This is a genomic window from Rheinheimera sp. UJ51 (assembly GCF_020819615.1).
Taxonomy (GTDB): domain Bacteria; phylum Pseudomonadota; class Gammaproteobacteria; order Enterobacterales; family Alteromonadaceae; genus Alishewanella; species Alishewanella maricola.
In genome coordinates this window covers 187,933-212,519 of record NZ_JAJHOG010000005.1, presented here as the reverse complement: position 1 = coordinate 212,519, position 24,587 = coordinate 187,933, and the positions used below count along the sequence as shown (strand labels likewise).

Sequence of the window (24,587 nt, the reverse complement as noted above, 5' to 3'; positions counted from 1 at the left end):
GGTATTTAACAAGGATTAACGCAAATGAAGCCATTGTTGTTCGTTTTTAGTCTGCTATTACTTAACGCTTGTAGCTTACAAAGCAGCACCTATGTCGAGCCGTTCAGGCCACAATTTCATTTTTCGCCGCAACAAAACTGGCTAAATGATCCCAATGGCATGTTTTATTATCAAGGCGAGTATCACCTGTTTTATCAATATCATCCTTATGGCAATAATTGGGGCCCAATGTATTGGGGGCATGCAGTCAGTCAAGATTTAGTGCATTGGCAAGAGCTACCTATTGCCTTAGCACCAGATGAAAAGGGCATGATATTTTCTGGAAGCGCCGTGGTAGATTGGCACAACACCTCCGGTTTTGGTAGCGCTGAAAACCCACCTATTGTGGCGATGTTTACTTATCATGATCAAGCTTTAGCCAGTAACTATGTGATAGCCCATCAATCGCAGGCGATTGCTTACAGTTTAGACAAAGGGCGAACCTGGACCAAATACACTGGCAACCCAGTAATAGCAAACCCGGGTATGTTGGATTTTCGTGATCCGAAAGTGGTGTGGGATGATGAACACCAGCAGTGGGTAATGGTGCTGGCACAAAAAGATCATATTGGGTTTTATACTTCGCCAAATTTAAAAGACTGGCAACATGTTAGTGATTTTGGCCAAGAGCATGGTGTGCATGGTGGTGTTTGGGAATGCCCTGATCTTATTAAACTTAAGATAGATGGCAGCGATAATTATCGCTATGCCTTACTGGTTAGCATTAATCCTGGCGGGCCAAACGGCGGCTCAGCAACGCAATACTTTGTGGGGGACTGGAATGGACAGGCGTTTATTTTAGATGCAGAGCAAGCCACCACCTTAGCCGTTAAACCTGCGGTTTTTCCTGCCGGTGAGCTGATAGAAGGCTTCGAACAGGGTTTTACACAATGGACGGTAAGCGGTGAGGCATTTTTAGATACGCCAACAAAAGGGAACCATAAAGGGCAATGGCCTGTTAGCGGTTTTGTTGGCGACTATTTGGCAAATAGCTTTAGCGCCGGCGATCTGCCACAAGGCCAATTGTTATCTGCCCCGTTTAACATAGCGAATAACTATATTAATTTTTATGTCGCGGGTGGTTATGAGCCCGACAAGGTTGCCGTGCAATTGCTAATAGACGGTGAAGTAATGCGACAAGCTGGTGGGTTGCACACAAACAATTTTATTGTGCACAGCTGGTCGGTGACGGATCTGCTTGGTAAAACAGCACAACTGCGTATTCTTGATCTTAGCTCAGGCCCTTGGGGCTTTATTATGGTAGATGAGATTACCCAGTCTGAAAAACCAGCCGAGAATGCACAAGAGCAGGCATTGTGGTTAGATTGGGGCACGGATAATTATGCCGGCGTAACCTTTGCAAATACTGCTGAAGTGTCCAGCAACCCTATTTTTATGGGTTGGATGAGTAATTGGGATTATGCCCGAGATCTGCCAACTCAGCCTTGGCGTGGTGCCATGACACTGCCGCGCAAACTGGGGTTATTAGAAACCAATCAAGGTTTAAGAGTGACCTCAAAGCCAGTTGCTCAGTTAGAACAACTTGTTTCAGAGGCGCGGCCATTTTCAATTGCAGCGGCAAAGGATACCACTGTGTCACTGCCAACAGCGCAGGGGGCGAAAATAACGCTAGGTTTTACTCACCCTAACGAAGCCGCATTTACCTTGATTTTTAAAAATAACACTGAGCAACTCATCCTTGAGTATAACGCTTTAGAGCAGAGCGTGACGCTGGATCGCAGCGCGGCAGGGCTGGCAATTGCTAATGAAAAGTTTAACCCTATCATTAAGATGCCACTGACGACTAAGCTTAGCTCGGGGGCTGCTGAAATATGGTTAGATACGTCAGCGATAGAGGTGTTTATAGGTGAGGGCGAGTATGTTTTAACCTCACAGGTGTTTCCAACATCAGCCTATAGCGAATTAGTGGTGATTAATTCCTCGTTGCAATCATCACTGTCTTTAAGTGTGCAAACAGTGGATAGCATATGGCAAAAGCACACTCATTAAGCGTGAGTATCACGCGAAGGGCGTGGGATGGCGTTGTTGATTGCGCGACTTATCTTGTCGAGGTCATACTTTACACTATGTTTAGACTATGACTGGCTAGGGATAAACGGCAAATGCAAAACAAGCAACAAAAAATTGTGGTGATCAGCGGCGCGGGCATCAGCGCCGAAAGTGGCCTGGCAACCTTTCGTGATCCCGAAGGGTTGTGGCAGCAATATTCGCTGGAAGAGCTGGCAACGCCGCAAGCTTTTGCGCGCAACCCCGAATTGGTACACCACTTTTACAATGCCAGGCGCAGGCAAGCAGCACAGGCAGAGCCGAATGCCGCGCATTTGGCTATTGCTAAATTGGAGCAGGCTTATCAAGTGGTGGTGATCACACAAAATGTGGATGATTTACACGAGCGGGCAGGTTCAAGCCAGGTGCTGCACTTACATGGCAAATTATCAGAAGCCCGCAGCAGCCGCGATCCACAACTAATACAAGAGATTGGCAGCCAAGCGCTTAACGTAGGCGATCTCGCCGCCGATGGCTCAGCGCTAAGACCTAACATTGTTTGGTTTGGTGAAGAAGTTACCGCTATGGCAGCGGCCATGACAGAAGTGGCCAGTGCCGATAAAATTTTAGTAGTTGGCACCTCACTGCAAGTTTACCCCGCCGCCTCTTTGTTGTTTTACGCCAAAGATCATGCCGAAAAAGTGCTGATTAACCTTGATGCCGCAGATATTGATACAGGCTATCAATTTATTCAAGGCAAGGCAGCAACTCAGGTGCCCGCGTTGGTGGCGGCATGGGGCTGTCATTAAGCGCTCTGTTTTGGCGGCAAGACAGCTAAGCAAAAGTTGCACCTTACGCTAAGAGACTTGCTTTTGCGTCGCTAAAAGCAATTCTCCAAAACAAATTTTTTTGCACATTGCCTTGAAAGCCCAAATGATCATGTGCTTTTGAAGGTGTAAACCTCACGGGTGCGGCGCAGCAGCGCCGCACTCAACCTCTCGTTTTCTTAAAATCTAAGCGGACGATGTTCAGTCGGTTCGCTGCTCAGGGTATTATTCGTAGCGGCATGCACTTTTAGCGACGCTCCGCGATTGTGCCAAATCAGCCACTGGCGGATTCAACGAGTCATATTTCCACCTTATTTACTGACGCCACGACGTCATGTTTAACTTGACTAATGTCATACTTGTCCTCATATTCGTTTATCGTCGAATAACGATATTGGTGTTTATGAGTACTCTTAATTCGGTCTCCAATGAACAACTGGCCGCTATTGCAAAGGCGTTTGCGCATCCTGCCCGCATACACATTATCCAGCTTTTGCTGAGCAAACCGTCCTGTATTGGTGGTGAAATCACCAGCGAAGTGGGTCTTGCTCAATCAACGGTATCGGAGCACTTACGCATATTAAAGGCGGCAGAAATTGTTACCGGTGAAATAGAACACCCGCGAGTGTGTTATAGCCTTAACCGTGAAAAGTTATTGCCGTTACTGGATTTGTTACAACAAATTGCCAGCAGTCAGGTGTCTAATGATGGTGCGTGCTGTGCTGGTACTTAAAGGTATTGAGTAAAATATGGGTATATTTGAGCGATATTTATCAGTTTGGGTAGCGTTATGCATCGTTGCTGGTGTTGTGCTTGGCAACCTAATGCCGGGTGTGTTTCAAGCGATAGCGGCGATTGAGTATAGCCAGATAAATTTAGTGGTGGCCCTGCTGATTTGGTTAATGATTTATCCCATGATGGTGCAGATAGACTTTGGCGCAATTAAAGATGTTGGCAAAAAGCCCAAAGGCATCATGCTTACGCTGGTGATGAACTGGTTGGTTAAACCTTTTACTATGGCGGCACTGGGCTGGTTGTTTTTTAAGGTGTTATTCGCCGGATGGGTTGACCCCCAAAGTGCTAATGAATATATCGCCGGTATGATTTTGCTCGGCGTTGCGCCCTGCACGGCAATGGTGTTTGTTTGGAGCCAACTGACTAAAGGCGATGCCAATTACACCTTGGTACAAGTGTCTGTGAACGACATTATTATGATTTTTGCCTTTGCTCCTATCGCCGCATTGCTGTTGGGCGTTAACGATATCGTTATTCCGTGGCAAACACTGTTTTTGTCAGTGCTGCTGTATGTGCTACTGCCGTTGATTGCGGGTGTCATTACCCGCAAACAGCTTAATAAAGGCGGTACAGAGCAGCGTGTCAGCGCATTTTTGGCTAAAGCCAAACCGTGGTCGGTCATTGGATTATTGGCGACAGTTGTTTTGTTGTTTGGTTTTCAGGCACAAACCATCGTTGCCAAACCGCTGATTATTTTGCTTATTGCTATTCCGCTACTGCTACAAACTTACGGCATTTTCGCCATTACCTATGCCATTGCCAAAAAGATGCACTTGCCACACAACGTTGCGGCACCGGCCGGCTTGATTAGCACCTCTAACTTTTTTGAACTGGCTGTCGCAGTTGCCATAGCGCTGTTTGGTTTAAACAGCGGTGCAGCACTGGCAACCGTGGTCGGAGTGCTGGTTGAAGTGCCGGTGATGTTATCACTGGTGTGGTTTGCCAATCGAACCCGGCACTGGTTTAGCTGACACTTTTTACTGATAAGGGAACTACTATGCAGCACCCATTTGATTATTTGGAATTGAGTACCGGCACACTGATGTTTACGCCGTGTCCGGGCACTAAAGGCGTAAGTCTGTCTGACAGCATTGGTCAGCTTAAAGCGGCTGGCGCGGCAGCCGTTATTACACTGATGCCAACACATGAGCTAGAGCAAAACGACGCAGCGCGCATTGGCGCTATTTGTAAAGAGCTTGGCTTATCATGGTATCAGTTACCGATAGAAGATGACTGTGCGCCAGAGCAGGCATTTGAGGCTGCATTTTCTGACTATACAGCGGCCATCTTGGTTTTGCTGCAAGCGGGTAAAAAAGTGGCCATTCACTGCAAGGGCGGCTCTGGTCGAACCGGACTTATGGCAGCAATATTAATGGCTCAGCTTGGTTACAGCAAAACCGAAGCGCAAGCGTTAGTTCAGCAGCTTAGACCCAAAGCCTTGTGCCATCCGGTCCATCAACGCTATTTCGAAAATTTAGCGGTTGAAAGTTTATAAGACACAAGCTGTCGCACCTCTTGCATAAACTGGCTCGTCATTAGCGATCTGCTATTTATGCCTAAGGGGTGCTTATGTCTTCTGCTCGCCAAGTTTCTATTACAGCCAATGAGCTGACCCAATTTTTAGCGCTACAGCTGAAACTGCTTGCCCAAACCGACCAACCGCGTTTAGTTGCTCCCGTGATGTTGTGGGGGCCGCCGGGTGTAGGGAAAAGTACTATAGTGCGTGAGCTATGCCAAAAAGAAGGCATTGGCTTTATTGATATTCGGCTAGCGCAACGTGAGCCGGTTGATATTCGTGGTTTACCGGTGGTGCGGGATGATCATGTTGATTGGTTACTAAGCGGCGAGTGGCCACGCGATCCAGATAGCCGCGGCATTATTCTGTTTGATGAGTTAACCGCTGCAGATCGCAGTTTGCAAGTGGCGGCTTATGAAATCATTTTAGATCGCCGCTTGGGTGATTTGTATCAATTACCTGCCGGTTGGTTGGTGATGGCAGCGGGAAATCGCAGTAATGATCGCGCCGTGGCTTATACCATGTCGAGTGCTTTAGCCAACCGTTTTTGTCATTTAGAGCTTACCGCCGATTTGCAAAGCTGGACCTTATGGGCGCGGCAGCAGGGAATAGATGAAGCGCTAATTGCTTTTCTGCGTTACCAACCGCAATGCTTTATGGATATGGAAAACGATCTTGAGCGCGGTTGGCCCAGCCCGCGCAGTTGGGAGCGGGTGTCATTTTATCTACAGCAACATACCGCGCTAAACGAAACGTTACTGCAAAAAATTATTTGTGGTTTAGTTGGCCCAGGCGCGGCTTATCAACTAATAGCCTTTTTAAATGCGCGTGCCGAATTGCCTGATGTGCAGCTAATGCTAAACGGTAAAATTCCAATCCAGATCCCAGAGCGGCCAGATATGTTGTTTGCCTTTTGTTCATCGTTAAGCCAGCAATTGTGGCAATCACCAACCATGATGGAAACACGCATTGGTCGATTTTTAGACATTGGGGTAGCGATGACGTCTGACTTTGCCACGCTCACCTTAATTGACAGTATTCAACACACAAACAATGACGAAGTGCAGCGTCGCTCTGAGTTGCTTTTAGGGCATAAAAAATTTGTGCAGTGGTCTGACAAACATGGCCAGCATTTTGATGCGTTACAAGGCGCCACACTGTTAACGGACGCACCAGTATGACGGCGCAGGCAACCGTTGCGGTTATTGTGCCTGATGCGGCTGTGCAACGTGAAAAGCAACGCGTTGTTACGGAATTACAGCAATTACGCTCTGATCTCTTGTTAAGCCAGCCTTTTGTTGCGGTACTGGCGATGCGGCTGCATTTAGTGGTGGTCGATGATGATCGTTTAACAACAGCTTGTACTGACAGTCAGCGCGTTTTCTTTAATCTTGACTTTATAAAACGTTGCAGCACATCGCAAAAGAAATTTGTATTGGCGCATGAGGTTTGGCACTGCGTGATGGGCCATTTTATACGCCGGCAAGATCGAGAACCGCTGCGCTGGAATTACGCCTGTGATTTTGAAGTAAATGGCATCTTGCATCATTATTTTAAGGGCGATGATATGCCTGAAAATGTGCTGTTTAGCCACAGTTATAGTGGTAAATCGGCTGAACAAATTTATCAAACCTTGGGCCGATCAGCCGCTGATCAGTGGCATGAGACCTACATTATTGGTGGTAAATCGCTACCGGCTGACAACGCGCAATTTGATCAACACCAACCGGAGTTATCCTCTGCTCAGCACCCGGCTATTAAGCTAGATCCCGATTATCAGCCACAGCCAGTCACCGAACGAGACCTGCATCGTTGGCGCGAATATACCGCTGCGGCAGCCCAAGTTACGGGTGTGATGGCTGGTAACCAAAGTAGTGTCATGCAGCGCGTTATTAAAAACGTGTTAAGCCCGCAATTGTCATGGCCAAGTATCTTGCAGCGCTTTATTCAACGCACCATTAGCGGCAGTTACAGCTGGCATAGACCCGCACGGCGTTATATAGGGCAAGGGCTGTATTTGCCGGGCAGGCAGGGCAAAAAACTGCACATTAGTTTAGCAATCGATACCAGCGGCAGTACCCTGGCAGATTTGCCGCAGTTTCTCGCCGAAATGAGCAGTATGTTACGGCAGTTTGAGCAAGTTAGGTTGCAGGTAATAAGTTGTGACGCCACGGTCACTGATGTCAGTTATTACGAAAATAACGACTTACCCGCACTTGTAAATTGGCAAGCCAAAGGAGGCGGCGGTACTGATTTTCGGCCAGTATTTGCCTATCTGCAGCACGAGCAGTCAGACCACTGCCCGCCACAAGCGTTAATTTTCTTTACCGATGGCTTCGGAAGCGCACCCGCACAAGCCCCTCAATACCCGGTGATTTGGGTATTAACACGGCAGGGAAGCCAACCCGCAAATTGGGGCGAAGTGTTAGCGTTAAGCTGAGGTTATTGGCTAGGTTAGCCATTTAAATGATAGATATTGATAGTTATTTAAGCCAGTAAGCTTATTGTTACTGGCCGTTTATTGATACATGTATAAAATTTTTTTGTCAGTTATGAGCGAAGAACAGCAATTCCTGATGCACCAAAATGTTTATGTGCATGTTCGCAATAACTTGTTAAATAAACAGCGGTTTCGCCGTTGGCGAGTGACTTTCTTTTGGTAACGCAAAAGAAAGTATCTCACCGCAGGTGAAATGCTGACTAGCATAACAAGCTAAGTTTCTGAAATTGCATAGCTTTCTGAGATTCTATTTGTGCAAGAGGAAGCTGGTGGCTGTGCTAACTAAGTGACAAATGTGCTAGTAAAAAATAAAAACTACTCTATTATCGGTTTGTGAAGCTGTTTAAGTTAACAATATTATTTAAAGTTATTTTTTAAGAACGTCTTTCAAAGCAAAAAATATCACTCAATACGGAGTGATAAAAAATAAAGGTTAGGTATGGATACCACATTAATAAAACTGCAGCAGTTGCTGGCTGATTTTAAACAACTGCCGCCGCTTAATGTTGCCGAGCAAAGTATTTTCAGTATCGGCAGCAAAGGCTATTACGAAAATCCCACCACAGATATTTTGGCATTTTTTTGTAACGACAACGGCCAGCATAAGCTTGGTAATACGGCGCTTAAAGCGCTATTTAACTGCCTCAATGATGTTACATCTGAACTTGACTGTTCGTTAATAAGCCCTCCTGAACGTGAAGTCGTTACCAAAGACCGTAAGCGTATTGACCTGCTTTTGGAAAGCGCTAATTGGGTGATGGTTGTAGAAAATAAGATTTTCCATCAGCAAAATAACCCGTTTGATGACTATGAAAATTTTATTCTGGTTGAACAAGCAAATCGCTTTGCCAACAAAAAGAAGCTTTTTGTTGTGCTCGCTCCGACGAAAGAGGTAACACTAAAGGGTTGGCATTTTATAAGCTATTCAGAGCTGATTGCTGCTTTAAAAGCTCAGTTAGCTGAACTGTTTATATCTCAACCTATTCATAAATGGCTATTACTGCTTCGCGAATTTATCTTACATCTGGAGAGCCTCATGTCACAGCCATCCTTAAATCAGGAAACACTCGACTTTGTCTTGAAAAATCTAACAGAAATCAAAGATATTCAGCAAATTAAACAAGATGCTATCAACGAGTACTTGGCGCAGTTACAAACGGCGCTACAAAGAAAGTTAGACAAAGTGGTTAATGCCCGCATACAAAACTGGGGCGGCTATCCTGCTTTACGCTTTTCTTTGGCCGACTGGAACGAGCCTGATTGGGATGTTGTGCTTTTCTTATCTGGCAAAGCAGATACTACAGAGTTCTGTGTTTATGCCATCTTAAGTGACGGTTTAACTGAACAAAAAGCAGATGCTATCGTAATGCCAGGTTTAAACCCTAAGCGTGATTTCGAGAAATATGGGCGCTTAAAAGTGCGTAAATACAGCCTCCAATTAGCGGTGCGCACCCAAGAGCAAATTATTGAGTTTATTTATGACCGCCTTTTGGAATTGGATACGCTGATTATCGAGCTTAAGAATCAACCGGCTATTCCTGCATTGTGATTAGCTAAAAGCCTTTTAAGGTATAAATGCTTCTTTGTTAAAAAGCACTTCACCGGGCTTTCGAGCGGAAGTAGAGTCGCATTTTCTTTAGATACTGTCTTTTGGCGACGTAAAAGACAGTATCTCACCGCAAATGAAGCCTTAATTATTTCTTTAACATCAACGGTAAAAACTACCCCCTTGCCAGTGCCGCCTTGGCATACCAAACTTTAACGCTTTCAAACGACACATTGGCCATTTTGGCGACATGCGGCAATTCGCTGTGATTGGCCATGGCGAGTAGTTTAGGCCGGGCATACTCTGGCATGGCTTGCATGGCTGAAGGTAAGATTTCGGCTAAAAATTTCGGTGATAAGCTGATGCTCAGAAAATCAAACAAAGCGAAGCGCCAAGTTTGCTGCTCTTCTGAAAGTTGGCTGTTAGGCTGGCAAAGTTTAATAAACAACTGGCTTAGACGCATTAGGCCCGGTAGCAGTGTGTTATTGAGCGTTAACCAGGTATGGGTATGCGTGATTTTTTGTTGGATAAGCTGCTCGATAAACGCCAGCTTTTCGCTTATATGCAAAGGGCTATCGTCTTTGCTTAACATGTTACAAAGCGTATGAAAAGCCGCCGGCTCATGCAGTAGTGCAGAATGAACGGCAGTGCGCATAAAATCTGCGGTATCGCTAAGTGCTTGCCGATACGCCGCGAGCCACAGTAAAAAGTCGGCCTCGTAAGATTCAAAGATCCGATCTTTTTTGATCTTCCAGCGCCAAGAGTGAGGTGTTATTTTGCTTGGCGCTTGCTTGAAGTGGCACGGGCGCTGTTGATTTTGTAAGTAAAGGGCGCAGCGGATATCCCAAAGCCGATCAACAGCAAAGCCAAGATCGGCAAAAGCTTGTAACAGCATAATGGCATGATAGACATTATGCGGTTTCGATTGCCTCGCGGCTTGGGTTAACAGTGCTTCAATGAGCTCAGTATCGAGCTGTTCGGTGAGCTTGTTTAAGGCATCACGAATCGTTGCCTCATTGATCGAGAAGCTTGCTTGATCCAGTAATTCTGGTGCAAAAATACCGCTACTAAACACCAATGGCGAGCCAGCGCGTAAGCGAACTAAGTTAGGGCAGTCGGAAACATGTAATTGCGCTATATTGCCTGAATTTAGCTCAGTGAGTGCGCTGCGCCGCAGTTTAACGCTTTGCCAGCTGCCGGCAAACTCGACAATACTGTGTGCGGCATCGGTTAGCTGTGCTTGTGCTGCACTAAAATCAGCGGGGGCGGTTAAGCGGCTAAATTGTGGGCAGTGTTGTAGTTGTACGTCACGTAATTCGTTATCTAACAAAGCAATACTGCGCAGGCCAATGGCTCGCTGCACCGCTAAATACTGACAACCCGACAGGGTTAAGCAAGCAATGCCGGCAATATCGGTAAACACTAACTGGCGTAGGTTAGCAAAAGCAGGGGCCATGGCTTGCTGATAACCGCCGCTAAAAATCAGTAAGCTGTCTTTGGGTAAGCTTTGCAGCGCCGTGAAATCGTCTAGCCACATTTGGTTTAAGTCATAAAAATAGATTTGCTGCCACAGCTGCTGCGGCGGTTTTTGCGCCAGTGTCAGTAGCTCGCCTTCTTTAAGCCAGCACATATCCAGTTGGCTTACCGGCGCAATAATGTGCAAGCCATGAGGAAAATCAGCAAGATCAAGATGCAGCACCCAACGGTTTTCGGTATGCCCTTGAAGTAATACTTGTTGTAACGCCGAAGCGCCCTGAATGCGTAGATGCCGCTCGGCCGCTACTGTGCTGCAAATATGCAGCTGTTGCAGCGCTTTAACCTGCATTAAGTCAAGGTGTCGCAACGCTGTTTGCGTGATACTTAACGTGGTTAAGGTTGCATCATGAATACTGCTGCTGTGATCCGCATTCAGTACCAGCGGGGCTTTATCAGAAATATGTTGAACTGCAGTCATAACACGCCATAACCTATGAGTTAAAACCACAGTATTGATATTCGGTGCGACAATTTGCGTCTTAGCTTCGGCTGTTTTTAAAACCAGCAACCAGTTCAGGGAGTGACAGTAGGGTTAATTGCTCGGTGTAGTAAGCGCCAGTATCAATATAAGTGCGATTGGCCACAAACAGCGGCTGTTGCACAACGGTATGGCCAGACACCACATAATCAATGTTGGCCACGTGCAAAGACGCTAAGGCGTTCAGCTGTTTAGCTTTAAGCATACTGCGCCCAGAAACCAGCGTGCGCTGTAAGCGGGGCGCTTGCTCGGCATCGGCCGTGTTAGAAAGTGTTAACCAATCGTTTTCAGGGACATCGCCGTGCACAATACCGATAAGGCCTTGTTCGGTATGCAATTCCAAGGCTAACGGTTGCTCTGCAATGGCCACAAGCTGCTGCATAACGGTTGCGGCTTTGTCAGGTTGCTGCTTTTTGAGGTGTTCAAACCAGTCACCGTCATTGGCCATCCATATCGCGTAATCACCAACCGGGTACAAATCGTGATTGCCAGCGACCATCACAATGCAGCCTTGTTTTAGCCCTGCCAGCACAAAGCTAACCGTTTCAGGGCAAAAGCGGCCTCTGTCGATTAAATCACCAACCAACACCAATAAATCTTGCTCAGCAACAAAACCTTTACGAGCTAAAGCGGTCTGCAGTAAATCAAAACGCCCATGGATATCGCCACAAAACAATAGCGTTCTGTAGTGACGCGCATCAATCTTTTTTAAATACCGTGCCAATTCATTACTCCTTATATTGCTGCCATTATCCTCGCAGCAAAGACGATGAGCATAGCAAGTTATTGCGACGACATACGTCTTAGAAAAAAGTTTTTTCTGCGTCTTATCTTGTCGTTGGCAAAGACCAAACTTCTGATTGGGTAATGCGAGAGGGAAGTAACACTATGACAACGCCAATTCGTAAGAAAGCGCTTGCAACCAAAACAAACCAAACTGACTTATTTATTGAAACTGATACCCCCGCGATCTGTCGGTTATGGGCTCTTCGGTTATTGACCAGCCAAAAACTGCTCAGAAAACTGTATATGGATGATGAATTAGATCCGGAGTTTGCGAACACTTTAGGCTTAACGCCTCAAGCGCATTTACTCAGTGCCACTCAATTGCAGCGTGCCTTGGTAAATAAACAACTGCAATTAGAATTGCAGGCCGAGTTATGTTTGCCCGAGCCCTTAGCACGAAATATCCAAAGCTTGGCACAGATGATGGGTTTAACTGCGCTAGAGCAGCAACTATTGGGTTTTGTGGCGTTGGTTAAAACCGATCGCATGTTAAACAGCACGGCAGTGTTGTTGCGTGATATTAAAAAGCAGCAACTGCCAAAAATTTTAGCGCAAATACTTGGTTGTAATGAGGTTGAATTGCAGCCCTTGTTGCGTCAAAACAGTACCTTGATCAATTCGGGTTTACTGGCTTTAGAGTCGATGCCTGTTTTTTCGTTAGACGATGTTTTTGAGTTTATTTCAGTGTCGTTTGCTTATAACTTATTTGATGAAAGCAACGATGTGAAACGCCTGCTTAAAGAAATTGTGCAGCAAGCCAGCCCAGCAACGCTGACCCTAAAACAATTTCAGCATATTGAGACTGATCTGCAGATTTTACTGCCATATCTAAAAAACGCCGTTGAGCAGCAGTTACCCGGTGTGAATGTGTTAATTTATGGCCCACCGGGAACCGGTAAAAGTGAGTTGGTGCGTGCCTTGGCAAAAAAATTAACATTGCCGTTATTTGAAGTCAGCAGTGAAGACAGCGAAGGGGATGGGATCAGTGGCAATAATCGGTTAAGAGCATATCGTATGGTGCAGTGTTTGCTGTCTAGCTCAAAAAATATCGTGCTGTTTGATGAGATTGAAGATGTGTTTGCTCAAAACCCTTTTTCACGCCAAGCAGAGCTTCGTAAAGGCTGGATGAACCGTATGCTAGAACAAAATACCTTGCCCTGTTTTTGGGTAACCAATGATCATACCGTAATGGATAATGCGTTTATTCGGCGCTTTGATCAGGTAATAGCGCTAGCGTCTCCGCCACAAGCCCAGCGTGCTGCGTTGCTGCAAGATGCTGCCGCAAAGCTTGTTAACGCCGAAGAGGCGATGCAACTTGCCGCGTTGCCCCAGTTAACGCCAGCCATTATTACCCGCGCCAGTAAAGTGGTGGCGCAGTTAAACCCGAAGTTAACACGCCCGGTAAAAGTGGCAGCGCTTAAACATCTTATGCAGCAAACATTGCGAGCGCAGGGCCATCAAGTTGATGTGGCTTTAACAAGAGATGCACTTGGCCCCGTGTATGATGCCAGCTTGGTTAATGCAGACATTGATTTGTTAGAGCTGACCAAAGGGTTGATAAACGCTGGCAGTGGCCGCTTATGTTTATACGGCCCACCGGGTACGGGTAAAACGGCGTTTTGTCACTTTTTAGCCAAGCAATTAGGTAAGCCCCTGCTGCAAAAAACAGCGGGCCAGTTGTTTGGTATGTATGTTGGGCAAACCGAAAAGCAAATTGCCGCGGCATTTGCGGAAGCTAAGCAACAGGATGCGGTGTTGTTGTTAGATGAAGTAGACAGCTTTTTACAAGATAGACGCGGGGCGCGGCAGCAGTGGCAAGTGTCTGCAGTAAACGAAATGCTGATGCAAATGGAAGCCTTTGCTGGTGTTTTTGTGGCCAGCACCAATTTACTGGATAACTTGGATCAGGCCTCACTGCGCCGGTTTGATTTAAAAGCCGGTTTTAGCTACTTAAAACCAGAGCAAACTAAGCAATTATTTGATGCGCATTGTCAGCAGCTACAGCTTTCTCCCTGTCGCCACAGCGCACAGCGATTAGCCGCCTCAAGCCAACTTACGCCTGGAGATTTTGCTGCTGTGGCCAGGCAAAGCCGGTTTCGGTCCTTTGCCACAGCAGCGCAGTTTGCTGCAGCATTACTTAACGACGTTAAGCTTAAAAGTCTTGATACGGCAAAACCGATTGGTTTTTTACAATAAGGAGCAAAGTAAGCTCAGTTAAGGTGTTTCAGCTTGCTGATACTGTGCTAAAGCGTCTTGCAAGCTGTTAATTACTGCAAGGCGCAGCGCGGTGGGTGCTAAAACCTGAATGCTGTTGCCATGAGACAGTAGCCACCATTTTAATTGCCACCCATCATGTACGGTGGCAGTTAAGTGATGCCAGCCATCGACTTCGGGGCTAAGCTGCATATCTTTAGCAAGCGGGGCTTCTTGTAATAATTGGCTTAAATACGGGTTTACTCTTGCTTGCAGCACAATTTGCTGGCCATTGGCAAATTGTAAGGCACCACTTTGCAAATAACCCTCTAAGGTAAAACCCTCAGGGCTTTGCAGGGGGTGTTCTGTAAGCGCTAATAAGGTAAAACGGTGTAATGCAAATAAGCGCACATCTTGATAGCTACCTACTGTGGCAATTAAATAGGTAATGTGGCCGCGCTGCACTAAGCCAAGTGGGTTTAACAGGTATTGTTTTTGCTGTTGATCATAAAGGGCGGTGTATGTTGCGCTTAGCTGTTTATTGTCACTTAACGCTTGTTGCACAGCCTCATATAAAACAGGGGATGTTGCGGGCGGTAGCATCGGTAACGCTGGAGATACAACGGCAATTTTATCGGCTAAGCGGCTATTGCTGTTACTGTCTTCCAGTGCTTGTAGCTTGTTTTTCGCCTGGCTAAAGCGGCTGTTCAGGCTTTGCAACATCACTTGTGGCAAGATGCTTTTTAATGTGCCTTCAACCAGTTGCAACATCATCGCTTCAGCCACACTGATACCGGGCAGCTGAATATCTTTATTATCCATCCAGCGCCATAAATGCGCTGTTTTACTTTCATCACTGACAATGGGAAACACCATGGATAAATCATTCAGATCGCGTTCCACCGTGCGTTTGCTAACTTTAAAGCCCTGATCATCCAACAGCGACTTTAGCTCGGCAGCTGTTTTACCCAAACCACGATTAGGCAGTAAATTAAGCAACTCCCATTGCCGACTGAGCGTGACGTGCGATTTAGCAGCAGACATACAACCATCCTTGAGTGTAATTTAAAGCAAAAAATAATGGCTTATATGCATGCCATTAAAGGAATAATAGAGACAATACAGGTAAATAGGAAGCGACAAAGCGATAAGAAAGCGAGATCTACGACCTGCGGGTTATGAACCAGACGAGTTACCAGGCTGCTCTATACCGCGTCCGATACTATCCCCAAGCAGGAGAGTCCACAACGCAGACCAAGAATTATTTGAGTTCTCGCCGATAATCGCGACTGCATATAAGTACTGTATCTTCTTCAAAAAATCAGTAAGCCGGTATTTTACATCCTCATTAAAGGCTCTGTGATGGCTATGAATTATTCATCCGTGGCATTTATGAGTTCCATTTACGTCTTTTAAATACTCATCCTAAAAGTGCGATATAAAACAAAGGAAGTGTGCTGGAACTGTTAACTTGAGTTGCTTCACGCACTAACCATGTACCTATCACTTGTGAAGCTTGTTGACTGGTAAGAACAGTTGCAAACATCGAATTAATTAAACAACCCTGAGCATGACCCTTTTTACGAATGCCATGCTAGATTGTAATTGTTTTCAACAGGAATATGAGAATGCAGGCTTACGGTATTGTGGCTTTTATTGTCTGTTTTACCGCAATGGGTTTCAGCCTCTATTTAGCTTTACGCGTTGCTAAAAAACGAGACCTTCGCGAGTAACAATTTGCGAGACTAATAAAAAAGCTGCCAACAGTTAATCCGCTTCAAGTTGCAGTCATCAGCTTTGATCGTTATCAGATCCCTGAAGATATGCAAAGCGGGTGACAACGTATAGGTTTACGCCAGCCATAAGGTTTGAGTCTGTGGAATGCTGTTCCAAACTGTTATTACGCCATTGTAGTTTTGCGATGTCTAATCTAACTATTACTTAACTTAAGCGTCACTCTTAGCGTGATGCTTAAGGTATCAATCATTGAAACATCGGTGGTATACACTTGGCATATAACCAACCAAGGAGTGTATCTATGACAAGCCAAATCCTTCGCGACGCTGCAGGCCATCCCTATGCTTTTATCGATCACCATCCAGGTGGTGATCAATCCATTCGAACAGTGGATGGAGTGATTGGACGTTATTACGCTGGCATGAACTATACCATGGATTTACGCCGCGGCACTGTTATAGCGAAAGGGAATGCTTTGCAAAGTTTAGTAGCGCCTAAGATTTATTAAGGAGAGTGCCAATGCAAAAACTCCCGATATTTTATCGCGATGAAATTCTCAGTGATGTTAAAAGCTTTTCTCCGAGTGCTGCTAAGCCTGCGCTTGTTGTAGAGCGCTGGCTTAGCCTTTCACAGCCAATTGAGATTTGTTCCTTTGTGCCTGTCACACCAGACAGCCTCAAATTAGCTCACGATACTGATTACGTTGATGGCGTAATGAACGGAATTCTTAAAAATGGGTTCGGTAATAAAGATATTGCAGTTGCTAACAGTTGTCTTTATACCGTTGGATCCATGCTTGCCGCTGCGAGAAGTGCACTTGTTTCCAAACAGGTTGCTGTTGCACCCGTATCAGGCTTTCATCATGCAGGTTATGCGGATGCGTTTGGGTTTTGCACTTTTAATGGCTTAATCATTACTGCCTTAATGTTAAAGCATGAGGGGGCCGTCAGCAAAATAGCGATCCTAGATTTAGACGTGCACGAGGGCGATGGCACTCGAGAGATTATAGACAAACTGCAGTTAAACGATTGGATAATGCATCATAGCTTAGCCTACGCAATTGAACCAATACCCGAAAATGCAGAGGCTTATCTTGATTCGCTGCCGAAGGTTTTAACTGAAATGGCAAGCTGTGATCTTATTTTGTTTCAAGCCAGTGCTGATCCGCATATTGATGATCCACTGGGAGGTTTTCTTACAACAGAGCAGCTTCGAGAGCGTGATAAAATCGTATTCACTTTTTGTCAGCAGCACAATGTCCCCGTGGCCTGGAATACGGCGGGGGGATATCAGCGCGATGAGCAAGGTAACATTTGGCCGGTGCTTGATTTGCATGACAATACACTGAAAGAATGTGTCAGTGCTTACCTTGGAACAGTTCTAGATTAATAAATGAAAAGTATTGATTAATCTTGTGCTTAGGATTAGTTTGTTATTTTTGAGCAAGGAGGCTTAAATTGCCTAAAGTAAGCCGTATAGACTTAACAAAGCATCAAGTATTCCTAGCGTTACCCGAAAAGCCAGCTAACCCAATATCATTGAAAGAAATTATTCGCAGGTTAAGTACTCAACATAAAATAGATGACAAAAGCCTTAATCCCCGCATTTTGGAGCAATTCGTTCGACGCAAACTGGATAAATTACTCAATTTTAATGAGTATCCAATCTATGCCGAAGAGTCGGCTCGCCCAGTCTTATATGGACGTGAGAAAGAGCCAGTAAAACAAGCCTTAGGCGTGTTGACGCAACTTAGTTACTTGAATGACAAGGTAACTCGTTTCTTACCTATTGATCAGCAGGCGATATTTCAAAACTCGATAAAGCAGAACGGTGTGGATCGCTGGCAGCAATATATTTATGTTGCGCCATCTGCCGTTTGGCGTTCACCTGACTATAACGCCGAAGCATTAAGAGTACTTTATTCGGCCATTGAAAATCAGCACCCCATTGCTTTTGATTACCGCAATATGAAAGGGCAAGCCAAAAGAAAACAGCTTATGCCTTGGGGGTTGATGTTTAAAGCAGAAAAGATCTATTTGTTGGGGGTTGAGGGGCAATTAGATATTGATAAACCCGCCTCTTATGCGGTGCATCGTATGGAGAACCTAACTCCATTGCCCATGGAGCTGAAGTATCGCGGCAAACCTGATACAAAAACATTAACTCAGATATGTGAGGAACATGAAATCGGTTTGTTCAGCTCACACCGAGATAAAAAAATTGCCCTTGAACTTAAGTTTTATGGTGATGCAGCCCGTTATATCGATGAAACACCGCTAAGTGATGATCAAAAGGTTATTTCGCTTGCCGATGATTGCCGAATATTAAAAGCAACGGTGCGTGATTGCTACGAACTAAGGAAGTTTATCCGCGGCTTTGGTGTCAATGTCGAAGTGCTTGCTCCAGCTGAACTTAGGGCGGAAATAACTGCAGAATTACAAGCGCTGCTTAAGCGTTATGCAGATATATAAGAAAGCGCCTTAGCTTGCTGGGCCCAGCAAGCTAAGTACATAATTTAAAAGGATTAAGATTATGGCCTTGCAAGACGATATTTTGCTTGATATTCAGAATAATAAAATACCCGTTGTATTTTCCTATCGGCAGTTGTGCCACACCCCACACAAAGATGGCTCATTTTTGGTAGGTAAAAATAGTTATAAACTATCTACTTTGCGCACTCATACAGCAAACTATTGCGAATGGCCATCAGGTGCGCCCAAGGGACATCACGTCACTAAGGGGGCTAACGCATTATTTATCTACGAGAGCAAAGGGCGTTATCGTTTAAAGATTCATCGTGATTTGCCGTTTGAAGCAGAGCAGAACGATAGTGATGATGTTTATCAGGATGAAGAGGCTGTATTGGTTGAGCTTCCTGCTCGTAAAGCACTTAACGCTCAATCGCTATTAGGGTTTATTGCAGATTATCTAGCTTTTGTGCCCTATCAAAGATATTTCAAACGAGAGCGAAACTATTTTCCTGTGGAACCAGTGGTGGGTATTGAACAGCGTTTGCAAAGTTATTTTTGGCCGCGCATATCGGATACTTGGCATAAAAACACCGAGCTTTTGAATCAATTTGAGCAACGGTTTAAAGCGTTAAAACCAGACTTAACCCAAGCTGGTTCGGCCTCTGCGCTACGTCAGCTTTTTTGGGAGATTTGTGATTGGGGCGGAGTTAGAAGGCCGCAGCTATCTGAAGCGGAGTTGCAGCAGCAGGTAGTATCGGTATGTGACAGCATAATAAAGCGAAAGCCGGTTCATCGCAGTAATATCATTAATAGCGCTTATACCAAGCTATATGCTATCGCTATGCCTGATGACTTTGTTATTTATGATTCCAGGGTTGCAACAGCCTTAACCAGTATTCTGGATAAACAGATGCCCGTTTTCAGTCATTTACCTGACTGGTCTGACTATAGCGCCCTTGGCTTTGTCGATGGTAGAGGGGGTTCCAGACCAAGGGAGTATGAATGGCGCTGGCCTAATGGTTATGGTAGCTGGAAAGCACAACTCGCAGCGAATCGTCTTTGTTGTGATCTTCGAGATTACATTAATCAGAACAAGCAGCGATATAGCTTAAGCAAAGTCATCACCCTTCGAGAGCTTGAAGCCATACTGTTTATGGAAGGGTATTAACATTACTCAGCTATGGCATGTTTTAACTAAACCTGGCTGTTATTTAATGATGTAAAGGAAGACCAAGCTATTTCTTATCAGTGGAAATAGCCATCAAAAGGAGTATATATGACCAAGGCCCGCTACCTTACTAAATCCCGCTTTAAGCTTGCTTTGGAGTGCCCAACAAAGCTGTTTTATACCGCAAAGCCAGAGTATGCCAATCAATCTCTCGATGATCCGTTTCTACAAGCCTTGGCCGATGGCGGCTTTCAGGTTGGCGAACTGGCTAAACAATACTTCTCTGGTGGCATTGATATCGAAACACTGGATGTTGAACAAGCCTTAGCCGAAACGCGTCAATTAATGACGCGCGATCAAGTCGTTATTTTTGAAGCGGCTATTCGTTATCAGCAGTTATTCATTCGCGTAGATGTGTTGGTTAAATCGCCGGGCGCAATTCAGCTCATCGAAGTGAAAGCTAAATCTTATAACCCAGAAAAAGATGGCGATTTTTTAAATAAATCTGGGAAAATTGACAGTAAGTGGAAGCCTTATCTTTATGATGTTGCCTTTCAGAAATACGTGATTGCGGCAGCCTTCCCCGAGCATAAGATTTCATCCTATCTTATGTTGGCAGATAAGCAGCAAGCTTGCCAAAGCGCAGGATTAAATCAGAAGTTTCTATTAACCCGTGATGAGCGTTCGCGGCGAGGCGTAAAGGTCATTCAATCACTAACTCAACAAGATCTTGCCGTGCCATTGCTTAGAAAAGTGAACGTAGACCATGTGGTTAACAAAATTCTCAGTGGTAATAATTTAGATGACTTACCGCTATCTTCCTTTAGTGAAAATATAGCGTACTTTTCAAAAGCCTATGCTGACGATGTTCGCCTTTCTGCAGAGCTCGGTGCCAAGTGTAAAACCTGTGAATTCAAAACAATGCCCAATGAAACCGAGCTGGGTTTAAAAAGTGGCTTTATAGAGTGTTGGCAACAAAGGCTTGGCTGGCAAGATAGTGATTTTAACGACGCTAACGTATTATCTCTTTGGAATTTCCGAAAAGCAGATCGTTTTGTCAAAAGCGGCCTTATTAAGCTTAAACAGCTTACCGAAGAGGACATTGATTTTGATGGAAGTCTCAGCACGCCGCTGAGCACAACGGCCCGTCAATGGTTACAAATTTCTAAAGCCAAAAATCAGGACGATACTGTATTTATGGATAAAGCTCAGTTACGTCGGGTCATGGCAAGTTTTACCTATCCATTGCATTTTATTGATTTTGAAACAAGCACTGCGGCATTGCCCTATTTCAAGGGGATGGTGCCATACGAGACGGTAGCATTTCAGTTTTCACATCATGTGTTACATCTCGATGGCAAAGTAGAACATAAAACGCAGTTTCTTGAGGCCACGCCTGGTCAGTTTCCAAACTTTGATTTCGTCCGTAAATTAAAAGCGGCGTTATCAAGTGATCAGGGCACTATATTCCGCTACTCAAATCATGAGAATACCGTTTTAAATTACATTGCCAATCAGCTAGCCGCCTCTGAAGAGACAGATAAAGAGCAGCTAATCAATTTTATTAAAAGTATTACGCATTCCGGTCAGGATAAAACGGAAAAATGGCAAGGTAGCAGAGATATGGTCGATCTGCTGGAGTTAGTGAAAGCCTACTATTTTGACCCCACAACCAAGGGTTCTAATTCACTAAAAGCGGTGTTACCTGCGATACTGAATCGTTCTGATGCGCTGAAAAATTATTATAGTTCTCCAATATATGGCACGGCTCATATGCCTAGCCTGAATTTTCAACACCATACCTGGATTGAACTCAATGGTGAAGGAGAAGTTATTGATCCCTATAAAACACTTCCCAAACTGTTTCAGGATGCCAGTGAGCACGATATCGCATTACTCAGTGAAGCCGATGAGCTTAATCATGGTGGTTTAGCGCTGAGTGCATATGGCAAGCTACAGTTTACTGCCATGTCGGATTATGAGCGGGCAGAACTTGAATCTGCACTTTTAAAATACTGTGAATTGGATACCCTGGCTATGGTTATGCTTTATCAAGGTTGGCAGTTTTCGCTAGCTGAGTGAGCATAATTGCAATTTAATTATAGGCTTAGCACTTACTTGGGTTGTATCAATCAATGAGACAACCCTCTGCTACAATCTGCGCCCAGTCAACGATGGAGGGGATATGGAGCAGATTTTTTTAAATGGTGACAAGGCAAACACCTTAGTCGTCAACCCGATAATTTCAACAGATCTAGCCATTGCCGTTCGTTGGTTGATTAATATCCAACAACATTTTTGCCGGTATCGCTGCGAAAAAGTGCTTACGGGACTTGGCGTGCCTGATGAGCTGGCTTTTGCCATTTTTACTGAAGAAGCTGACCTAAATTACAACGCTATTATCAACCTGCTTGATACCTTTATTGCTAACCGTCCGCCTTTAGCGTTGGATAAAAATATTCAAGTGTTTGGCACCATGATTGGTTTAACGCCTATTGAGATTGCAGTATTCCGGTTTGTCCTTATTGCGCGTACCTGGGTAGGAATTTTTAATGATGTGCAAAACGCTAGATACTATTCATCTAGCAACGATACGTACGAGATCCTGGCAAATTGTATTGGTGCTAATTTGTACGATGTTGAATTAGCCCTACACGACAAATCGCCCCTTGCTTTATGTGGCTTGGTTAAGCAGGAGAGGGGGCATACCTTTATTGATCATTTTAGAACAATGAATGTATTCGGAAAGCTCTTCTCAGACCAATTTAATCCGCAAAGCTTACTAGAGCAATTTTGCACACGCATCAGTAAGCCTGAGCTGAACCTAACCGATTTTGATTATTTAGCGGAGCAAATGACGCTTGCGTCAAAACTAATTTCAGCAGCCATAAATCTCAAACAGCGTGGTTGCAATATATTGATTTATGGCCTGCCTGGTACAGGTAAAACAGAAATCGCTAAGCTGCTTGCATATCAAAACTCGCAGCAGGTAACAGGCGTTAGCGCTGGATTTGAGCAAGAGGTTTATGTTGCTAAATCCAGACTAAATGCACTTTTAATGTGCCAAAAAATCTACGGCGTGAATGCAGATCATGTTGTGATACTGGATGAGGCTGACGATGTGCTGCCCAGTCAGGTTGGTATTTTACTAGGTAATACCGATGCGCAAAAACTGGCTATAAACACCATTTTAGAAACGAACCATTGCCCCTGTATTTGGATTTGTAACAGTATCAAGCAATTTGATCCGGCACAGCTGAGACGCTTTAGCCAGATTATCCCTGTAAACGTACCACCAAAGAACACCCGCTTGAAAATTGCCCAGCGTTATTTACAAAACACAGGTGTGTCGGCAGCCTACATAGATGAGCTTGCGGCAGATGACAATGTAACTCCGGCATTACTAGCAAGGCTCTGGGCTAATAACAATGTTCTTGGCGAGATGCCGTCTTCACAAAAAGAGCGCTATTTTGATTTAGTGTTAAACCCTATGCTTGAAGCGCAAACTGGGCGTACCCGCATTAAACCTGCAAAGAAACGTATTCGCCCTGAGTTATACAACAGCGATTACTCGGTTGCTGAACTTATCAACTATTTAACGCAAGCCACTGATTTAAAGCTCTGTATCTATGGGCCACCCGGAACCGGTAAAACTAGCTTTGCCAAGTATCTTGCTGATCAATTAGGGCGGCCTTTGCTGCAGAAGAAAGCGAGTGAATTGCTGGGTAGTTATGTGGGAGAAACCGAGCGTGCTATTGCAATGGCATTTTGCCAAGCACAAAACGAGGAGGCAATCTTACTACTTGATGAGGTTGATACGTTAATTAGCCATCGAAATCAAACAGAACGGCATTGGCAAAAAACCATGACCAATGAGCTATTGATGCAACTCGATCACTATCAAGGCATCTTGGTATGCACTACCAATTTTATTGAACAAATCGACGCTGCAGCGTTACGCCGTTTTGATGTAAAGGTGCAACTTAGCTTCTTAAAACCTGAACAGGCAAAGCACCTATTTCACGAATGTGTTACTGGGCTCGGTTTGTCAGAACCGTCATCTCAATCTCTCGCAAGCCTTGAAAGAATGCAACTTACGCCAGCTGACTTTGAGCTTGTCAAAAAGCAAATGCGATTCAAAAGCTTTGAAGAGGTTAATGCGGATATCATATTGACCCATTTAAAGGCTGAAACCGTGTTACGCGGGCAAGTTCAACCTAGAATAGGGTTCGTTCATTGATTTAACCAAATAATAAAACGTATCCATCAGGCCGCTGAAAGATTTTATAACTTACATAGTGTAAAAGTGAAAATACTCAGCAGTCTGCAGATATCATCAGGTTCAGTGGTTATCGGTTAGTCGCAAATCACAACATATTTAGTGAGCAACGTTAGAAGGGAGAGATTAATGCGTTACATTGAAACGTTAATAGATAACTGTGAGAAAGCCAAAGCAGCAGTGCCTGTAAAAGAGTTTGTTGTATCTGAAATGTCAGAGCTCGATAATATTGGAACAGCGATTTATATAATCGAAGAGATCGATGGAGATCCTGAGAAGACATTTATGTCTCTGTCTAATTACAAGAAAACCAAGGAGCGTGCTTGTCCGAAACTTAATGCAGCCTCACCTGTGATGTATGTAGGTTCATCGACCACTGGAGTTAGAAAACGGATTGAGCAGCACTTAGGCGATGGACCAGCGGGTACCTATGCCTTACATTTAAAGCATTGGTTTAAGGGTAAACACAAAATCACGATAAAAATCTTTGATCAGCCGATTGAAGTGATTCAAATCGTCGAAGATGCGCTATCAGATGCCTTGTCCCCAGCTTTTGGCAAAAGTGGTGGTAATAATAAGTGAATGTTTTGGTAAGGCAATTGAGCTAGCGGCTTAGATGTATCATTTTGATATAACCAGGCATATAAAATATTGTTTATTATCAATATTTTTATTTCATTAGCTCGATAAATCTGATCTGGTATAGTTA

General features: G+C 44.7%; 19 protein-coding genes. 16 read left to right on the top strand and 3 right to left on the bottom strand.

Going from position 1 to position 24,587, the window contains the following annotated elements; genetic code table 11:
* Window positions 1-24 precede the first annotated feature (24 nt).
* The 8 genes from LMJ53_RS17000 to LMJ53_RS08710 all read left to right on the top strand — a co-directional run bounded on the left by LMJ53_RS17000 (window position 25) and on the right by LMJ53_RS08710 (window position 9,233).
* Window positions 25-2,049, top strand: a complete 2,025-nt coding sequence (locus tag LMJ53_RS17000) for a glycoside hydrolase family 32 protein (protein ID WP_267867480.1) — start codon at window positions 25-27, stop codon at window positions 2,047-2,049.
* A 113-nt stretch (window positions 2,050-2,162) separates the two neighbouring features.
* Complete coding sequence (locus LMJ53_RS08740; RefSeq protein WP_229585701.1) at window positions 2,163-2,855, top strand: SIR2 family NAD-dependent protein deacylase; 693 nt, start codon at window positions 2,163-2,165, stop codon at window positions 2,853-2,855.
* 421 nt (window positions 2,856-3,276) lie between these two features.
* Complete coding sequence (locus LMJ53_RS08735) at window positions 3,277-3,606, top strand: ArsR/SmtB family transcription factor (protein WP_229585700.1); 330 nt, start codon at window positions 3,277-3,279, stop codon at window positions 3,604-3,606.
* A gap of 16 nt (window positions 3,607-3,622) precedes the next feature.
* Window positions 3,623-4,639, top strand: a complete 1,017-nt coding sequence (gene arsB / locus LMJ53_RS08730) for an ACR3 family arsenite efflux transporter (RefSeq protein ID WP_229585699.1) — start codon at window positions 3,623-3,625, stop codon at window positions 4,637-4,639.
* A 26-nt stretch (window positions 4,640-4,665) separates the two neighbouring features.
* Complete coding sequence (locus LMJ53_RS08725) at window positions 4,666-5,163, top strand: dual specificity protein phosphatase family protein (RefSeq protein ID WP_229585698.1); 498 nt, start codon at window positions 4,666-4,668, stop codon at window positions 5,161-5,163.
* Window positions 5,164-5,237: 74 nt separating this feature from the next.
* Window positions 5,238-6,365, top strand: coding sequence for an ATP-binding protein (locus tag LMJ53_RS08720; RefSeq protein ID WP_229585697.1), 1,128 nt, complete (start codon window positions 5,238-5,240; stop codon window positions 6,363-6,365).
* Window positions 6,362-7,624: a DUF2201 family putative metallopeptidase gene (locus LMJ53_RS08715; protein WP_229585696.1), complete on the top strand. Its 1,263-nt coding sequence runs from the start codon at window positions 6,362-6,364 to the stop codon at window positions 7,622-7,624. Before LMJ53_RS08720 ends, LMJ53_RS08715 begins: the two co-directional genes overlap by 4 nt.
* A gap of 499 nt (window positions 7,625-8,123) precedes the next feature.
* Window positions 8,124-9,233: a PD-(D/E)XK nuclease family protein gene (locus tag LMJ53_RS08710; RefSeq protein WP_229585695.1), complete on the top strand. Its 1,110-nt coding sequence runs from the start codon at window positions 8,124-8,126 to the stop codon at window positions 9,231-9,233.
* A gap of 172 nt (window positions 9,234-9,405) precedes the next feature.
* Here the strand turns inward: LMJ53_RS08710 and LMJ53_RS08705 are convergent, their stop codons facing one another.
* The gene (locus LMJ53_RS08705) at window positions 9,406-11,184 is read right to left on the bottom strand and encodes a hypothetical protein (RefSeq protein ID WP_229585694.1); all 1,779 of its coding nucleotides are present in this window, start codon (window positions 11,182-11,184) and stop codon (window positions 9,406-9,408) included.
* Between the two features lie 61 nt (window positions 11,185-11,245).
* The gene (locus tag LMJ53_RS08700; RefSeq protein WP_229585693.1) at window positions 11,246-11,968 is read right to left on the bottom strand and encodes a metallophosphoesterase; all 723 of its coding nucleotides are present in this window, start codon (window positions 11,966-11,968) and stop codon (window positions 11,246-11,248) included.
* Window positions 11,969-12,132: 164 nt separating this feature from the next.
* On the opposite strand from LMJ53_RS08700, the gene LMJ53_RS08695 reads away from it, so the two are divergent.
* A complete protein-coding gene (locus LMJ53_RS08695) occupies window positions 12,133-14,226 on the top strand; it encodes an AAA family ATPase (protein ID WP_229585692.1) in 2,094 nt (697 codons plus the stop codon).
* A gap of 18 nt (window positions 14,227-14,244) precedes the next feature.
* On the opposite strand, the gene LMJ53_RS08690 is transcribed toward LMJ53_RS08695, so the two are convergent.
* The gene (locus tag LMJ53_RS08690) at window positions 14,245-15,267 is read right to left on the bottom strand and encodes a helix-turn-helix transcriptional regulator (protein WP_229585691.1); all 1,023 of its coding nucleotides are present in this window, start codon (window positions 15,265-15,267) and stop codon (window positions 14,245-14,247) included.
* Between the two features lie 994 nt (window positions 15,268-16,261).
* Between LMJ53_RS08690 and LMJ53_RS08685 the strand changes: the two genes are divergently transcribed.
* The 7 genes from LMJ53_RS08685 (at window position 16,262) to LMJ53_RS08655 (ending at window position 24,460) form a co-directional block, all read left to right on the top strand.
* Window positions 16,262-16,468, top strand: coding sequence for a hypothetical protein (locus LMJ53_RS08685; protein ID WP_229585690.1), 207 nt, complete (start codon window positions 16,262-16,264; stop codon window positions 16,466-16,468).
* Window positions 16,469-16,479: 11 nt separating this feature from the next.
* Complete coding sequence (locus LMJ53_RS08680) at window positions 16,480-17,349, top strand: hypothetical protein (protein ID WP_229585689.1); 870 nt, start codon at window positions 16,480-16,482, stop codon at window positions 17,347-17,349.
* A 68-nt stretch (window positions 17,350-17,417) separates the two neighbouring features.
* Window positions 17,418-18,431 carry a helix-turn-helix transcriptional regulator gene (locus LMJ53_RS08675; protein WP_229585688.1) on the top strand — a complete coding sequence of 338 codons (1,014 nt, stop codon included), beginning with the start codon at window positions 17,418-17,420 and terminating at the stop codon, window positions 18,429-18,431.
* Window positions 18,432-18,492: 61 nt separating this feature from the next.
* Window positions 18,493-19,599 carry a hypothetical protein gene (locus tag LMJ53_RS08670; protein WP_229585687.1) on the top strand — a complete coding sequence of 369 codons (1,107 nt, stop codon included), beginning with the start codon at window positions 18,493-18,495 and terminating at the stop codon, window positions 19,597-19,599.
* Window positions 19,600-19,707: 108 nt separating this feature from the next.
* Complete coding sequence (locus LMJ53_RS08665; RefSeq protein ID WP_229585686.1) at window positions 19,708-21,681, top strand: DUF2779 domain-containing protein; 1,974 nt, start codon at window positions 19,708-19,710, stop codon at window positions 21,679-21,681.
* Window positions 21,682-21,784: 103 nt separating this feature from the next.
* A complete protein-coding gene (locus tag LMJ53_RS08660; RefSeq protein ID WP_229585685.1) occupies window positions 21,785-23,839 on the top strand; it encodes an AAA family ATPase in 2,055 nt (684 codons plus the stop codon).
* 168 nt (window positions 23,840-24,007) lie between these two features.
* A complete protein-coding gene (locus LMJ53_RS08655) occupies window positions 24,008-24,460 on the top strand; it encodes a hypothetical protein (protein ID WP_229585684.1) in 453 nt (150 codons plus the stop codon).
* Window positions 24,461-24,587 lie beyond the last annotated feature (127 nt).

What these genes read in the sequence shown, in the direction of transcription:
- LMJ53_RS17000 (WP_267867480.1), top strand. Translation starts at nt 25, where the DNA reads ATGAAGCCATTGTTGTTCGTTTTTAGTCTGCTATTACTTAACGCTTGT.
- LMJ53_RS08740 (WP_229585701.1), top strand. Translation starts at nt 2,163, where the DNA reads ATGCAAAACAAGCAACAAAAAATTGTGGTGATCAGCGGCGCGGGCATC.
- LMJ53_RS08735 (WP_229585700.1), top strand. Translation starts at nt 3,277, where the DNA reads ATGAGTACTCTTAATTCGGTCTCCAATGAACAACTGGCCGCTATTGCA.
- arsB (WP_229585699.1), top strand. Translation starts at nt 3,623, where the DNA reads ATGGGTATATTTGAGCGATATTTATCAGTTTGGGTAGCGTTATGCATC.
- LMJ53_RS08725 (WP_229585698.1), top strand. Translation starts at nt 4,666, where the DNA reads ATGCAGCACCCATTTGATTATTTGGAATTGAGTACCGGCACACTGATG.
- LMJ53_RS08720 (WP_229585697.1), top strand. Translation starts at nt 5,238, where the DNA reads ATGTCTTCTGCTCGCCAAGTTTCTATTACAGCCAATGAGCTGACCCAA.
- LMJ53_RS08715 (WP_229585696.1), top strand. Translation starts at nt 6,362, where the DNA reads ATGACGGCGCAGGCAACCGTTGCGGTTATTGTGCCTGATGCGGCTGTG.
- LMJ53_RS08710 (WP_229585695.1), top strand. Translation starts at nt 8,124, where the DNA reads ATGGATACCACATTAATAAAACTGCAGCAGTTGCTGGCTGATTTTAAA.
- LMJ53_RS08705 (WP_229585694.1), bottom strand. Translation starts at nt 11,184, where the DNA reads ATGACTGCAGTTCAACATATTTCTGATAAAGCCCCGCTGGTACTGAAT.
- LMJ53_RS08695 (WP_229585692.1), top strand. Translation starts at nt 12,133, where the DNA reads ATGACAACGCCAATTCGTAAGAAAGCGCTTGCAACCAAAACAAACCAA.
- LMJ53_RS08690 (WP_229585691.1), bottom strand. Translation starts at nt 15,267, where the DNA reads ATGTCTGCTGCTAAATCGCACGTCACGCTCAGTCGGCAATGGGAGTTG.
- LMJ53_RS08685 (WP_229585690.1), top strand. Translation starts at nt 16,262, where the DNA reads ATGACAAGCCAAATCCTTCGCGACGCTGCAGGCCATCCCTATGCTTTT.
- LMJ53_RS08680 (WP_229585689.1), top strand. Translation starts at nt 16,480, where the DNA reads ATGCAAAAACTCCCGATATTTTATCGCGATGAAATTCTCAGTGATGTT.
- LMJ53_RS08670 (WP_229585687.1), top strand. Translation starts at nt 18,493, where the DNA reads ATGGCCTTGCAAGACGATATTTTGCTTGATATTCAGAATAATAAAATA.
- LMJ53_RS08665 (WP_229585686.1), top strand. Translation starts at nt 19,708, where the DNA reads ATGACCAAGGCCCGCTACCTTACTAAATCCCGCTTTAAGCTTGCTTTG.
- LMJ53_RS08660 (WP_229585685.1), top strand. Translation starts at nt 21,785, where the DNA reads ATGGAGCAGATTTTTTTAAATGGTGACAAGGCAAACACCTTAGTCGTC.
- LMJ53_RS08655 (WP_229585684.1), top strand. Translation starts at nt 24,008, where the DNA reads ATGCGTTACATTGAAACGTTAATAGATAACTGTGAGAAAGCCAAAGCA.